This window comes from Natrinema versiforme (genome assembly GCF_005576615.1).
GTDB classification, from domain to species: Archaea; Halobacteriota; Halobacteria; order Halobacteriales; family Natrialbaceae; genus Natrinema; species Natrinema versiforme_A.
The window spans coordinates 2998894-3013066 of the sequence record NZ_CP040330.1; the positions used below are offsets into that span (position 1 = coordinate 2998894).

The following is a 14173-nucleotide window of genomic DNA, read 5'->3' on the forward strand; positions in this document are numbered from 1 at the left end:
TGTTTCGATGCCGAGAGCGGACGCTACCGTTGTCGTTCAATCGCTGGCAAAAAGGATGAAATCCGGTTACGCTGCGGATGGTCGGATCGGGACTACGTTCGCTGTCGGAGGACGAGCGCCGTCAGCAGTCCGGCGATCGCGGCGAGTCCGACGCCGGCACCGAAGCCGGGAATGCTTTCGGACTCTTCCTCTTCAGTCGTTTCGCCGCTCTCGGCAGAGAGCCCGAGGTAGTTGCGCATTTCGGTGGTGTCAGGTTCGGGGAACTCCTCGTCCCAGTCGCCGGCCTGCCGGACGGTCGTCTCGGAATCGACCACGCCGAGGTGCTCGATGTCCGATTTGGTCGCCGACTCGGTGTCGACATCGCCCATATCGTCGACGTGGACGTACATGGACGTGTTCCCATCGGTCGTTTCGGTTGCGATTCCGCCGATGCCGACGGTACTACTGAGGCTGTCCGCGACCTTGCTCATGTTATCGAACTTCGCGCCACCTTCGACGCGAACCGTGTCGTCGGTGAGGCTGGCATCGACGCGGGCGACCTCGAGTTCGGAGTCGGCGAGCGTCGAGACGAACTGGTCCGCCTCGGAGGACGACGATGTCGTCGGCCCGGACTGAGCGGACTGGGCCATCGATTCGAGCGCCTGACTGGCCAGATCCTGTGCCTCGACGTCAAACTGTCCGTCGACCGCGAGCTCGTCGCCGTCGGTTTCAGCCGTCAGACTGAACGTGACGTCGTTCGGGGTCTCGACGCCTCTGGACTCGAGTTCGTCGATGTAGGCGACCCAGTTTTCGGTGTCGCTCGTGAGTTCGGCATCGAGCTGGAGTTCGTCGTTCGATGTCTGCTCGACTGTGGCGTCCCACTCGAGTTCCCACGTGAGGTCCGCCGCCTGCTGTGCCTCGAGGGAGGTTCGGGCGTCCTCGATGTCGGACTGGTTCAGCGCGTCGTTCATCTCGGCCGATTCGGCCAGATCGAGCATGGCGAGGGAGAGTTCGTCGTAGTTCGCGAGCGCGAACTCCCACTCGATGTCGATCGAGCCGTCGCTCTCGCTCATCGTGAACTCGGCGGTCTCGATCTCGAGGTCGGTGACGCTGGTCGCGATCTCTTCGGCTTCCGACCGACTCAGGTCCATCGACTGGTCGTTTGCCAGCGTGTCCGTGAGTTGCTCTTCGATTCCGTCATCGATTCCGGTGTACTCGACCGTGAAGTCGATCTCGAGGCGATCCTCTCCGGTCGATCGCTCCTCGTAGTTGTAGTTCGTGATCTCGATAGTGCTCGTTCCGCCCAGGCGAGTTGCGAGGTCGCCGTACTGGCGCTGGAGGGTCTGTTTGGCCTGCTCTCGAGTCTCCCAGTCACCGGATTGGAAGTCGGCGAGATTGCGCTCCCGGGAGACGTCCACGGTGTAGCCGTCGCTCGTGTCCTGCAGGGAGACGTCCATGTACGTTCCAGTATCGCTGGACGCCATTGGGTCGTCGACGGAAACGCTGCCCGCCGTCTCGAGGCGGTCCGTCGTAGCGGTCACGTAGCCGCTCGTGCTGACTGCGCCGGTGGACGTGGCGTCGCTCTCGAACGTGCCAGTGGCGGTCGCATCGAACTCGTTCGTCTCGTCGGAGACCTCACCGGAGACATCGACGGAGAGATCTTTGATGTCCTCCGGTTGCTGCATGACGAGGGACCCGTCACCGGAGAACCCTTGCTGATCGAGGATCGCCGAGAAGTTCGCCTCCTCGATATCCTCGACGCTGTCGTCATCCTCGATGTCGTCGACGACCAACATGTGGACCAGCCCTTCGCTGGCGTTCATACCCAGCTTGAACTGGTTGATATCCGAGTCCTCGTCGTCGTATCGGAGGACGGCGCTCCCGTCGTCACGGAGGTACACTTCGTCGGCCGGGTCGAGTTCCGATTCCGCCTGCGAGATCGTCTCGTACGATTCGACATCGGCAGTGTCCGTCGCTTCGGCGGTCGTCGTCATGCCGCCGTAGACGACCGGCAGCCCCATCGACGCGATGCCGACGGCTGCGACCAGCAGGAGGGCGAGGAAGGCTCTGCTGGCGTCGGTCGATTGTCGTCTCGAGTCTGTTGAATCCGATGGCATAGTTGTAACTTCGACTACTAACGCATAAAGGTTAATTTTCCATTATTTCATGAGATGGGTTCAGTCACCGTCTCGAGAAATACATGGGTGAGTGAATACGATAAAGAGGGGCAAAGGGAGTGGGACCGCTCAGCGGGTCGCTCGCTATCGACAACCTCTTTCGCCCGCCCCGGCCATATCGGGTATGACCGACTACTTCGAAGTACACGAGCGCGACGGGGCCGCGCGCGTGGGCGAACTTCGCCTCTCCTCGCCGATTTCGACACCCGCACTCGTCGACGACATCCTCGAGGACGCGGGCTCGCTCTGGAGCGCCGACCGCGACCTCCCCGAGGGCGACGACTCGCAGCTCACCATGCTCCCTCACCGGGCGTTCCCCGGCGGCACCGCCGACGAAGTGCAGGAGTCGTTCGGCGTCGACTACCCCGACGTCGACTATCCCAGCGTCGCGGTCGTCTCGAGCGAGAGCCCCGCGGACCACGGCACCGACGCGTACGCGGTCTCGAACGTTCAATCGGTGACGGGCCACGGCGCGGCGCTCGTCGAAGCCGTCGTCGACGCCCGCGAGGCGATTCCGGCGGACACCGCTCTGTTGTTCTCCGGCGTCGCCACGCCCCGGAACGTCGCCGTGTTGGCCTACGCCGGCGTCGATCTGTTCGACGAGACCGCGGCCGTCGTGAAGGGAACCGAAGGCCGGTACCTGACGACCGACGAGGCCTACTTCCTCGAGGACCTCGAGGAACTCCCCTGTTCGTGTCCGGCCTGTCAGAAACCGCGCGAGGAGTTCACCCGTGAGGACTGTGCCGAGCACAACGTCAACGCCCTCGAGTCCGAGCTGGCGATCGTCCGCCGCCGGATCCGAGACGGTCGGCTCCGGGACTACGTCGAAGGACAGGCCCGCCACGATCAGTGGCTCACCGCCGCCGTGCGCGAACTCGACTCCCAGTGGGGCTACCTCGAGGAGCGGACGCCGATTCTGCGGGACGCCCAGATCAGCGCCGCGACCAGCGACACTCTCCGTCGGGTGGAGATCCAGCGCTTCGCCGACCGGGTGACGACGCGCTACCGGAACCGCTTCAGCAACCCGCTCGTGCTCGTTCCCTGTTCGGCCGCCAAGCCCTACAGCGAGTCCCAGAGCCACCGCCAGTTCCACGACGCCATTCAGTGGCGCGCTCACCTCGTGTCGATGACCAGTCCCATCGGCGTCGTCCCACAGGAACTCGAGACGACCTATCCGGCCCAGCACTACGACACCGTCGTCACGGGCCGCTGGTCCGAAGACGAGAAGCAGTTCGTCAGCGAGGTCCTGCAGCGGTACCTCGAGCGCAACGAGTATCCCGAGATTATCGCCCACGTCCCCGACGAGGGCTACCACGACATCGTCGAGCGCGTCGAGAAGCGACTTGACCTCGATATCACCTACACCGTCGCCGAGCATCCGACCGACGACGAGTCGATCGCGAACCTCTCGAGTGCCCTGTCGGGCGAACTGAAATACTCGAAGCGCGAGCGCGAGCACAACACCGTCCGCGCCATCGCGGACTACCTGCTCGGCGACGGGGCCGGCGACGACCTCTTCGCGGACATCCAGACGACCAGCCGCTACCCGAAGATTCAGGTCCGCGACCCCGAGGATACCCAGCTCGCGACGATGGTTCCCCAGTACGGCACCCTCTCCTTTACGCTCGCCGGCGCGCGGCAGTGGCTCGAGAGCGACGCGCCGACGAAGCGCGTCGAGATCGACGGCTTCGTCCCCCACGGCAGCGTACTCGCGCCGGGGGTCGTCGACGCCGACGAGGACATCCGCGTCGGCGACGAGGTGGTCGTCGAGGGGCCGCAGGCGTTCGCCGTCGGCCGCGCCGAGATGTTCGGCCGCGAGATGGCCGAAAGTACGCGCGGCGTCGCCTGCGAGATCCGCCACGTCGAAGAGAAGTAGCCCGCACCGGGGCGAGCGCGTGACTACGGATCCGGGTCCGCAGCGGACCAGCCGTCGCACTCGCAGCGATCGGAGACGGTTTCCCGACAGGACGGACACCGGCAGCCGTTCACGAAGCCGTTGACCGCCCGCCCGCACAGCGGACACTCCCAGAGTCTCGAGGTCGAAGCTCCCGTCACTGTTTCGCTGTGATTTCGCCCACTCGCATAGGGCTTTCTCCGTATTTCAGTACCAGAGAGAACGGCAAGTCGAACGACTCCGCTCGTGGCACGACACCGATCACGAGACGCGAGCACGACAGCACGCGTCTCAGTCGCCCGAACACTCCTTGAGCAGGTGCTCGCGATAGACCGCCGCGGGAACCGTGTCGCCACAGAGATCGCATTCGCGGTACTCACTGCTTCGATCGTCCGTCACGGCTCGACCTGACACGGCCATCGAAATAACAGTCGCGCTTCGGCGTCGAACTGCCATCTCTCGTTTCCCATCTCTCCCTCGAGCGCGCTCGAGACGCCCCATCCGTCCCGGTTTCGGACTGGTCCGCTCCCGCGACAAACTGTCAAACCGTGTATTTGTATTATATACTGAGAAGACATAGATAGTATCGGTGACTCCGATGAACAGTATCACAGCATCCACCGGACACGACGGGGGCTACTCCCTCGAGAACGAATGGCGAACGCTCGCGATCGCGGGTGTGGCAATCGGGCTGCTCGGACTCCTCGCGATGGCCGTCCCGATGGTCACCGGCCTGTCGATGACGATAGCGCTCGGCGTGCTCCTCGTTGCGGGCGGGATCGTCCACGGCGTTCACGCGTTCGCCGCCCGGGGCTGGCACGGCGCGATCTGGCAGACCGCGCTCGCCGTCGTCTCGGTGATCGCCGGGATCGCCGTACTCGCGGCACCCGCGGTCGCGCTCGTCACGCTGACGCTGGCGCTCGTGGCGTACTTAGTCGTCGACGGCGTCGCGGAACTCGCGGCGGCGACGCGAATGACCGGCGCTCCCGGCCGGACCTCGATCGCCGTCAGCGGCGTGGCCTCGGTCGTCCTCGCCGCGCTCCTCTGGGTCGGGTTCCCGGCCACCGCGGCGTGGGCGATCGGCCTGCTCGTCGGCATCAACCTCCTCGTGACCGGGCTCTCGATGGTGGCCGTCGCGATGGCCGCCCGCCCGCTCGAGGACGTGACTCCGCCCGCGACCGAACCTCGCGGCGCGTGATCGTTTTTTGAACTGTCGCTCGACACCCCAGTTATCGTATCCGACTAGGTATTTCCGTTTCACTGTCGTCCCGTCCTCAAGCGGGAAAACCGAACGAGGCGAGTAGAACGAGCGCAACGAACGGAACGAACGGTTATTGGGCGCGGACCCCCGAACGCGGATGTGAACCTCTCGATCGTCGATCTCGCGCCGGCTCGGGACGGAGACAGTGCGACCGATGCGTACGCCAACACGGTCGACCTCGCCCAGACGGCCGAGGAACTCGGGTACTCGCGGTTCTGGGTGGCCGAGCACCACGGGATGGCCGACTCGATCGCGAGCACGACCCCGGAGACGCTCATCGCGTACCTCGCGGCCGAAACCGACGAGATCCGGGTCGGCTCCGGAACGGTCCTGCTCAACCACTACCAGCCGTTCAAGGTGGCAGAGACGTTCGGCTCTCTCGACGCGCTGGCACCGGGCCGCGTCGACCTCGGTCTCGGCCGAGCGACCGGGATTCCGGCCGCTGACCGCGCGCTGGGGACCGAACGGCAGAAACGCAACCCCGACAAAGACCACGCCGAGAAGATCGAAGCGACGGTCAACCACCTCTACGACGGCTTTGGCGACGACCATCCCTACGCCGAATTAACGCTCCCGCGATCGGCCGACGACACCCCGGAAACGTGGGTCCTCGGTTCGAGTCCCTCGAGCGCCGAAATCGCCGGCGAACTCGGCCTCCGATACTGCTTCGCCGGGTTCATCCGACCGAACCTCGCCGAACAAGCGTTCGAGACCTATCGAGCCACCTTCGAACCCTCGCCGCTCGAGGCGGGGCCGGACGACCCGACGGGAATGCTCGCGCTGAACGTGGCCTGTGCCGAAACGGACGAGGAAGCGGCCAGACTCCGGTCGACCGCCGAGGCGTCCTATCAGCGAATGCAACGCGGCGTCGTCGGGTCGCTGCCGCCGGTCGAGGAAGCCATCGACGAACTCGGTGGCGTCCCGGAGCCGACGCCGACCCCCCTGCCGGACGGCGACCGGCCGCGTGCGATTTCCGGGGGTCCGGAAACGGTGGCCGACCTGCTCGGACAACTGACCGATCGGGTCGGCGTCGAGGACGTCATCGTGCAGAATCTGATCGCCGACCACGACGACGTGGTGCGCTCTCACGAACTCCTCGCCGACGCCGTCGGACTCTGACGAATTCGAGTCGTTACTCGCCGAAGATGGAGGTGAAGAACTTCCGTTCTGCCGTCCGCAGATGCTGGTTGAACGTCGCCGGCGCGATTCCGAGGCGGTCGGCGATCTCCTCGCCCGTGCTCCCGCGGGGCCAGTCGAAGTAGCCCGCGAAGAAGGCCGTCTCGAGGGCGGCCCGCTGTTTGTCGGTCAGTTCCTCCTCGAGGACCGAGGACGAGCCGGAATCGCTGCGCTTGCTGCGTTCGGTGGTGCGCTGGGCGAGGTAGGTCACGTCGTCGCGCTGGGTCCTGATGAGTTCGATCATCTGGCGGGTGTCCCGGCCGCGCGGGAGTTCGACGACGAACCGGAACTCCCCGTCGGCGATCGTCGCCGACGCGACGCGGCCGCCGTGGGTCGCGATCGTCTCGAACAGCGAGACGGCCGCGGGCGCGACGAGTTCGAACTCGAGTTCGTCGCGCCTGACCGAGAAGAACCGAACGTCGCCGATCCCCTCGGTTTCGTCGATGGTGTCGGTGAACGCCTCCTGTGAGATACCGCGTGCCGAGCCGTAGGCGAGCAGCGCCTCGTCGCCGCTGACCAACTGTTCGAACTCGATCGTACACGACTCGGTCGCCGAGAGGGCGACCAGTTCCTCCGCCATCTCCTCGACGCGGAACTCGAGTTCGACGACGGCGTCGCTGACCAATGCGTCTTTGCGTTCGATCGCCGTGATCGCGTGGGCGATGACGTCGCCGATCCGGGCGAGGACGGCGGTCTCCGGTCCCTCGAACGCCCGCGGCGACGACGAATAGACGTTCAACACGCCGTAAACGAGGTCCTCGTGGACGATCGGGATCGCCGCGGAGGACCGGTAGTCGCGGGCGCGTGCCTGCTCTCGCCACGGCTCGAACTCGGAGGCGGTCTGGACATCGTTCATGACCTGTACCTGTCCGGTCCGGATCGCCGTTCCCGCGGGACCTTGTCCGCTCTCCTCGTTTTCGTTGGCGGTGATGTCGATCTCGTCGAGATAGCCGTCCTCGACGCCGGCCGCCGCCTTCGGGACGACGCGGTCGCTGCCCGGATTGACTCCGCCGATCCACGCGAACCGGTAGGCGTCGGAGTCGGCGAGCCGATCGCAGACCTGCTGTTCGAGTTCCGCCCGCGTCTCGGTCGTGATCACCGCGTGGGTGATGTCGTGGCCGATCCGGTTGAGCCGGTTGAGCGCCTCGAGTTGTTCACGTTGCTGGCGGCGTTCGCGCTCCTGTCTGGCGCGCTCGATCGCGTGGTGGATCGTCCGCACCAGCAGTTCGCTGGTCACCTCGTCTTTGACGAGGAAGTCCTGTGCGCCGCGCTGGATCGCCTCGACGCCGACCTGCTGGTCGCGGACGCCGGTCAGGACGACGATCGGCGTCTCGCCGGTCTCCTCGTGGACCGTCTCGAGGGTCGAGAGCCCCTCGCTGTCGGGGAGGTTCAGATCGAGCAAGACGATGTCTGTGGGCTCGGAGTGGGCCGTCTCGAGCCCGTCCTCGAGGCGGTTCTCGCGGGAGATATCGGGCGTCTTCCCGGTCGCCTCGCCGGGGCTTACTCGCTGGGCGAGTTCCTCGGTGTCCCGGAGCATCTCCTGGATGAGCCGGGCGTCGCCGGGATTGTCCTCGATGAGGAGGATGCGGAGCGTATCGGCCGCCTCCGCGTCCTGCTCGCTCTCGGCTTGGGTGTCCGTCTCGCTCATTGGCCATCGACCTCGGGGGGAAGCCGCACGACCGAGAACCAGAACTTCTCGAAGGCGCGGACGGTCTCGATGAACTCGTCGGGGTCGACCGGTTTCGTGAGGTAGGCGTTAGCGTGTAGTTCGTAGGACTTGACGACGTCTTCCTCCGCTCGCGAACTCGTCAGCACGATCACCGGAATCGATCGCAGCGCCGAATCGTCCTTGAGTTCCTCGAGTACTTCCTCGCCGTCCTTGCCGGGCAGATTGAGATCCAGAAGGATGAGGTCCGGCCGCGGTGCGTCGGCGTACCCGCTGCGCTGGGAGAGGAAATCGAGCGCCTCGGTGCCGTCGGAGACGACGTGCAGGTCGTTCTCGATCCGACCCTGTTTGAACGCCTCCTTGGTCAGACGCACGTCGCCGGGGTTGTCCTCGACCAGCAGGATCTGTGCCGGCTCGGCCTGAAAGCCGTCGGTCTCACTCATCGGTTGGCCCGTTCGCGTCCGCATCGGTCTCCGGTTCCGTCGCCGATTCCGCGTCCGTCTCGGGTGCGGTCGGGAGCGCGACCGAGAACGTCGTCCCCTCGCCGGGCTCCGACTCGACGGTGATCTCGCCGTCGTGGCGCTCGACGATCCGCTGGCAGAGCGCGAGTCCGATTCCGGTGCCGTCGTACTCCTCGTGGCTGTGGAGGCGATCGAACACCTGAAAGATACGGTCCGTGTCGCCCGGTTCGATCCCGATCCCCCGATCGCGAACTGAAACCATCCATCTTGTCTCATCTTTCTCCGCGAATACGGATATACGTGGGGTTCCATCGCCGGAATAGGTAATCGCGTTGTCGAGCAGGTTCTGGAACAACTGACGGAGTTGGCCGGGATCGCCGTCGACCCGAGGCAGCGACTCGACGGCGATCTCGGCGTCGGTCTCGTCGATCCGTACCTCGAGGTCGGCCAGCACGTCCGCGACGACGGCGTCGACATCGACGGTGCGGAACGGATCGCCCTGCGTGTCGACCCGGGAGTACCGGAGGAGCCCGTCGATCATCTCCTGCATCCGTATGGCCCCGTCGACCGCGAACTCGATGAACTCCTCGCCGTCCGCGTCAAGTTCGTCGCCGTACCGTCGCTCGACCAGCGTGAGGTAGCTCGAGACCATCCGCAGGGGCTCTTGGAGGTCGTGAGAGGCCGCGTAGGCGAACTGCTCGAGCCGCCGGTTCGACTCCTCGAGGTCGTCGACCAGCCCCTCGAGCGTGCGCTGGTACTCCCGCTGGTCGGTCACGTCCCGCCCGATCCCGGTGACGACCGGCTCGCCGTCCGGGTTCTCGAGCGCCGAGGCGACGAACTCGTAGGGGATTTCCGTGCCGTCTTTCGTCCGCACCGTCGCTTCGGCGCGCGTGCGGCCCGTTTCGAAGGCCTCCTCGATCGCGGCCGCGATGTCGGTCGCGTCCTCGTCCCCGAAGAACTCGAGGGAGTGCATCGACGCGACCTCCGCGTCCGTATAGCCCGTCACCTCGGTGAGCGTCTCGTTCCACCGCGTGAGGTCCCCCGTCTCGTCGAGGACGTAGAACACGTCGTCGATCGCGTCGATCACGTCGTCGGTGTACTCCTTGAAGCGCTCGAGGCGGGACTCGCGCTCGCGGAGTTGGCGTTGTTTCGCCTTGGCCTCGGTGACGTCTTGGACCATGACCATCCCGGCGAACACCTCGCCTCCCTCGTCCTCGATCGGCACCGCGTGGGCCGTCCACTCGCGGCCGTGGAGGCTGAACTCGAACGACCGGTGGTCGCCCTCGAGCGCGGCCTGAAAGTTCGTTTCGAACGTCTCGCGCGTTTCGCCTTCGTACCGTTCACGAACCGTCTGGCCGACGAACTCCGAGACCGAGAGATCGATCTCCTCGAGAATCTCGCCCCCGGCGAGCGTGTATTCCAGCTCCCCGTCGAACAGCGCGACCATCCCGTTCGGGAAGTGCTCGACGAGGGTCCGGTACCGGTGTTCGCTCTCCGCCAAGTCGCGCCGATAGGCCCGGCGCTCGAGTTCGTCGCTGACCCACTGGGTCGCGAGTTCGACGAACGAGCGCTCCGCCGGGGTGAACGGCCTCGAGCGAGCCGACTCGTCTTCGAAGCAGAGCGTGCCGTAGGTGTCGCCGTCGACGATCACCCGGCCACCGAGATACGACTCGAGCTCCCACTCCTCGTAGGCGTCCTCGCCGATTCCGTGCTCGAGCGGCGAGTCGGTGAACGCGAGCAGATCCTCCGATTCGATGGTCCGCTCGCAGTAAGCGTTCGACAGCGACGAGACCGTCCCCGGCCGGAGCCCGTCGGTCCCGCCGCTGGCGTGGGTCACCTCGAAGCGGTCGGCGGCCTCGTCGATCCGCGCCAGAAAGCCGCCCTCGAGCCCGAGCCGCTCGCGGCCGAGCGCGAGCAGGTCGTCGACCGTCTCGTCGAACGTCCGCTCGTCGTCGGCGGTGATCGCGTAGAGGCGTTGCAGGGTGCGGTTCGACTCCGCCAGTTCCCGTTCGTTCTCGACCGCCGACTCGAGGAGGGCCGCGGTATCCGCGAGGAAGTCGATCTCGTGGTCGCCGAACTCGCGGGCCGCCGTCGCGTGGCCGACCAAGACGCCCCACGGCTCCGCCGGGTCGCCGATCGCGACACCGAGTCGCCGGGGGCATTCGGCGTCCGCGAGCGGGGCGATTTCGGCGCCCCCATCACGGCCTCCGCCGGCCATGACGATCGGCTCCGGCGACTCGAGGGGCGCGCCGGCCCACGACTCGGGATCGGTCGCGACCGTCGTCGAGCCGACGGCCCCCCGCTCCCAGCCGACGCCCGCTCGCAACACCGCCGCATCGCCGTCCGGATACAGTTCGAGGACCGAACAGGCGTCGATCTCGAGCGTCTCCGTGACGACCGCGGCCGCGTCGGCAAGCGTCCCGTCGAGATCGGACGACTCGAGGGCTCGCTGGCCGAGGTCCGCGACGGCATCCCGGTGACGGAGCCGCGAGCGAAGAGCATCTGCTGACGAATCAGCGGCAGCCATATTATCCAGTCGAAGGCCGGCAAGCAGTGTAAACCTAGCGCTCAAATCACACGCGAGAGAAACTCTCGTGACGGAATAACGGTCACAACGACGTGAACGAGTCGCGGGTCGGATCGAGAGACGGACGCCGTGGATTCGTCGGTTCCGAGCGGCGACCGTCTCGTTACGCGGCGAACCGAACGCGGATCGCGATTCCGTCCGGATCCGCCACCTCGATGCCGCCGTCGGTCTCCGTGATCGAGACGCCGCCGTCCGCGAGTCGCTCTCGAACCGCCTCGAGCGCGTCGGCGTCCGGAACGAGGAGTTCGAACCACGCCAGTCCCAGTCCGTCCGCCGTCCGCGACCGCTGGTTCCAGGTGTTCGCGCCGACGTGGTGGTGATAGCCGCCCGCCGAGAAAAAGCGCGCGCCGGGCGCGAACGACATCGAGATGTCGAGCCCCAGCCTCTCGACGTAGAACGTCTCCGTCGACTCGAGCGATGATACCTCGAGGTGGACGTGGCCGAGGGTCGTCCCGCCGGGCGCCGGTTGCGAGCCGGTCGAGCCCGCGTCGTCCGCCGCCGCTGCGACCTCCGAGAGGGCCAGCGGGCCACCGGCCGCCCGGGCGGTCCCGTCCTCGGTCCGCGGCCACGCCTCTCGCGGCCGATCGCGGTAGATTTCGACGCCGTTTCCCTCCGGGTCGGTGCAATAAAGCGCCTCGCTGACTCCGTGGTCGGAGGCTCCGTCGAGCGTCCAGCGATCTCGAATTCGCCCGAGCGCCGCCCCGAGGGCCGCACGCGACGGGACACGGAACGCGTTGTGATAGAGCCCCGCGCCCCGCTCGTCGCGTGACTCGGCGCTCGACTCCGCGAGTAGCTCGAGCAGCGGCGTGTCGTCGACGCCGAGTGTCGCCCTCGACTCGTCGCGGTCCAGCACACGGAGGCCGACGATATCGCGATAGAACTCGATTGTCACAGTGAGATCGGCGACGCGAAGCGCGGTCCGGCCGAGGCGGGTGTCGTCCGGAAGCGCGGAAGATCGGCTCATACTCTCGTATCGGACACCCGCGAAGTGGCTCTTACGGCCGGTCGGTGACTGAACCCGCGGTCGTCACGACTCGCCCTCGGCCCCGCCGAGGTCATCGACCAGTCGGTAGGTCCGGCCCCGGCGCTCGCCGACGGCCTCGATCAGGTCGTAGTGGACCATCTTCGTCAGGTAGTTGCGCAGCGTCCGGTTCGTCTTCGGCTCCTCGACGCGGCGCTCGTACTCCGCGTAGAGGTCGCCGGGTTCGATCTCGCCCGCCTCGTCGATCACGTCGTACAGCACCCGCTGGTGTTCGATCAGCCCCTCGACGGTCTTCCGGCGGATCGCCGTCCGCGCGTCCGGGATCGCCGCCTCGAGCACGTCGTCCGTAATCGACGCCGACCCCTGTCGCTCCGCCCGGCGGGCGGCCGACCGGAGGATGCCGATTCCGACGCGGGCGTCCCCCGACGCGGCGTCGGCGATCGCTCGCAGTTGCGACTCGCTCACCGACGCTGGCTCGAGGGCCTTCGCGGCCCGTTCGGCGAGGATCGCCGCGAGCTCGTCGGTGCCGTAGCGGTCGAACCGAACCCGCGTCCCGGCGTGCAGTCTCGAGCGTACCCGGTCGTCGAAGCCCGCGAATAGCTCCACCTCGCGGTTGGCGATCAAGACGGGCGAGACGTGGGAGAGTCGGTGAATGTCGTACAACGCGGCCGTCTCCTCTAACTGGTCGACCTCGTCTAACACGACGACGATCGGCCCGTCATCCGTCCGGGAGAGTCGCTCGAACAGTTCGTCTTTCGGCGTCGAGCGGTGGACGTCGGTCGCCCGCCCGACCGCCTCGAGGATGCTGTAGAGCACGCGAAACCGCGTGTACTTCTGCCAGCAGTTGACGTAGGCGACCCGCACCCGCGGCTCCTGTTCGCACAACTGGGCGAGGACGTAGCGAGCGATACAGGTCTTGCCGACGCCCGTCGGCCCGAACAGGAACGCGGGGTCCGGCCGTCCGCCGGACAGCAGCGGCTCGAGGGTCTCCGAGAGGTGGGACACCTCGTCGTGGCGGTGGACCACCTCGCTGGGCACGAAATCCTCGCGCAGGACGCGGTCGTCGGCGATCACACCGGACCGATTCGTCCTCGATGCTAATAAACGACGCCGGGCCGGTTCCGATACTTCCGAAACCGAGCGTATTCGATATCGCAGTATGTGGTTTATTGGGTGTATCCGAGGCCGTTTCGGCGGACAACGGCAGCAATCTCGAACGGGGCGAACAGCGCTCAACAGTAGCGCGCTATCGGATTTTCGGAAACCGGAACCGAAACGTTCTCTCGAGTGTGTCCAGCCGATTCGGACCACCGCCCTGCAGCCAACCGATTCGAAAGCCGCCTGATCCCGCTCGAGCGAACCGGCGATTTCGCGACGGCAGTGATACCGCCATCAGCTTGCGACCGAACCGGCTGTCGTCGGATCCGGCTCACGCGAAGTGCAAATCGGCAAGCCGAGTCGGGACAGTATCTCCGACTGGACGCGATTCCGGACTCGACACCCACCGAACCTCGACCGTTCACTGTCGGTGCCGCGGCAGCCGGCTTCGAACGAGCCCGAATCGTGATCGCTGGTAGCTACGAGATTACCGCTTTCCGTCACTGATCGGACCTCTTCGATCGCTTCCGTACGCAGGACTCGAGTCGACTCGAGCGGAGCCCGGATCTCGACGTCTCACTCCCGGGGTTGCGGGCGAGAAACAGGGGGTTACCACCTCGAGTAGGAGACTCGAGCCGGATCGGGATATCGCCAGCCAGCGGACAAACAGCTGCAGAAGAGCGACCGAAACCAGCAGTCGAAATCGCGCGCTCTCGAGGTCCGGTCGCGATCAGTTCGAATTCCGGCCAGTCGCCCATCTCGATAGACCGATCTCGGCTGCGGTTGAGATTACAAATCACGCCCGTCGATACCGCTCGAGTATCGACTCGAGTCACACCCACGCCGACGAGTGGTGATCGGCGGAGAGATGCATCAAAAAGCGGAGCGACCG

Annotated in this window: 9 protein-coding genes; 3 read left to right on the top strand and 6 right to left on the bottom strand. The window is 66.1% G+C overall.

Annotated elements, in window-relative coordinates; genetic code table 11:
• Positions 1–92 precede the first annotated feature (92 nt).
• On the bottom strand, positions 93–2096 hold the full coding sequence (locus FEJ81_RS14830) for a hypothetical protein (protein ID WP_138246015.1): 2004 nt from the start codon (positions 2094–2096) through the stop codon (positions 93–95).
• Between the two features lie 184 nt (positions 2097–2280).
• Between FEJ81_RS14830 and arcS the strand changes: the two genes are divergently transcribed.
• The 3 genes from arcS to FEJ81_RS14845 all read left to right on the top strand — a co-directional run bounded on the left by arcS (position 2281) and on the right by FEJ81_RS14845 (position 6430).
• Positions 2281–4032: an archaeosine synthase subunit alpha gene (gene arcS, locus FEJ81_RS14835; protein WP_138246016.1), complete on the top strand. Its 1752-nt coding sequence runs from the start codon at positions 2281–2283 to the stop codon at positions 4030–4032.
• 616 nt (positions 4033–4648) lie between these two features.
• Positions 4649–5248: an HdeD family acid-resistance protein gene (locus FEJ81_RS14840; RefSeq protein WP_138246017.1), complete on the top strand. Its 600-nt coding sequence runs from the start codon at positions 4649–4651 to the stop codon at positions 5246–5248.
• A 162-nt stretch (positions 5249–5410) separates the two neighbouring features.
• Positions 5411–6430, top strand: a complete 1020-nt coding sequence (locus tag FEJ81_RS14845; RefSeq protein WP_138246018.1) for an LLM class flavin-dependent oxidoreductase — start codon at positions 5411–5413, stop codon at positions 6428–6430.
• Between the two features lie 13 nt (positions 6431–6443).
• Here the strand turns inward: FEJ81_RS14845 and FEJ81_RS14850 are convergent, their stop codons facing one another.
• From FEJ81_RS14850 to FEJ81_RS14870, 5 genes are all read right to left on the bottom strand, one after another.
• Positions 6444–8135 carry a bacterio-opsin activator domain-containing protein gene (locus FEJ81_RS14850; RefSeq protein ID WP_138246019.1) on the bottom strand — a complete coding sequence of 564 codons (1692 nt, stop codon included), beginning with the start codon at positions 8133–8135 and terminating at the stop codon, positions 6444–6446.
• The gene (locus FEJ81_RS14855) at positions 8132–8596 is read right to left on the bottom strand and encodes a response regulator (protein WP_138246020.1); all 465 of its coding nucleotides are present in this window, start codon (positions 8594–8596) and stop codon (positions 8132–8134) included. Before FEJ81_RS14855 ends, FEJ81_RS14850 begins: the two co-directional genes overlap by 4 nt.
• Positions 8589–11141 carry an ATP-binding protein gene (locus FEJ81_RS14860; protein WP_138246021.1) on the bottom strand — a complete coding sequence of 851 codons (2553 nt, stop codon included), beginning with the start codon at positions 11139–11141 and terminating at the stop codon, positions 8589–8591. The genes FEJ81_RS14855 and FEJ81_RS14860 overlap by 8 nt, the downstream gene beginning before the upstream one ends.
• Positions 11142–11304: 163 nt before the next feature.
• Entirely contained in the window at positions 11305–12165 is an 861-nt protein-coding gene (locus FEJ81_RS14865) for a VOC family protein (RefSeq protein ID WP_138246022.1), read from the bottom strand.
• Positions 12166–12228: 63 nt separating this feature from the next.
• Positions 12229–13257 carry a Cdc6/Cdc18 family protein gene (locus FEJ81_RS14870; protein ID WP_138246023.1) on the bottom strand — a complete coding sequence of 343 codons (1029 nt, stop codon included), beginning with the start codon at positions 13255–13257 and terminating at the stop codon, positions 12229–12231.
• Between the last annotated feature and the right edge of the window lie 916 nt (positions 13258–14173).

Bases quoted from the DNA above. Each gene is read 5' to 3' on its own strand.
- FEJ81_RS14840 (WP_138246017.1), top strand. From the start codon at position 4,649: ATGAACAGTATCACAGCATCCACCGGACACGACGGGGGCTACTCCCTC.
- FEJ81_RS14860 (WP_138246021.1), bottom strand. From the start codon at position 11,141: ATGGCTGCCGCTGATTCGTCAGCAGATGCTCTTCGCTCGCGGCTCCGT.
- FEJ81_RS14830 (WP_138246015.1), bottom strand. From the start codon at position 2,096: ATGCCATCGGATTCAACAGACTCGAGACGACAATCGACCGACGCCAGC.
- arcS (WP_138246016.1), top strand. From the start codon at position 2,281: ATGACCGACTACTTCGAAGTACACGAGCGCGACGGGGCCGCGCGCGTG.
- FEJ81_RS14865 (WP_138246022.1), bottom strand. From the start codon at position 12,165: ATGAGCCGATCTTCCGCGCTTCCGGACGACACCCGCCTCGGCCGGACC.
- FEJ81_RS14850 (WP_138246019.1), bottom strand. From the start codon at position 8,135: ATGAGCGAGACGGACACCCAAGCCGAGAGCGAGCAGGACGCGGAGGCG.
- FEJ81_RS14855 (WP_138246020.1), bottom strand. From the start codon at position 8,596: ATGAGTGAGACCGACGGCTTTCAGGCCGAGCCGGCACAGATCCTGCTG.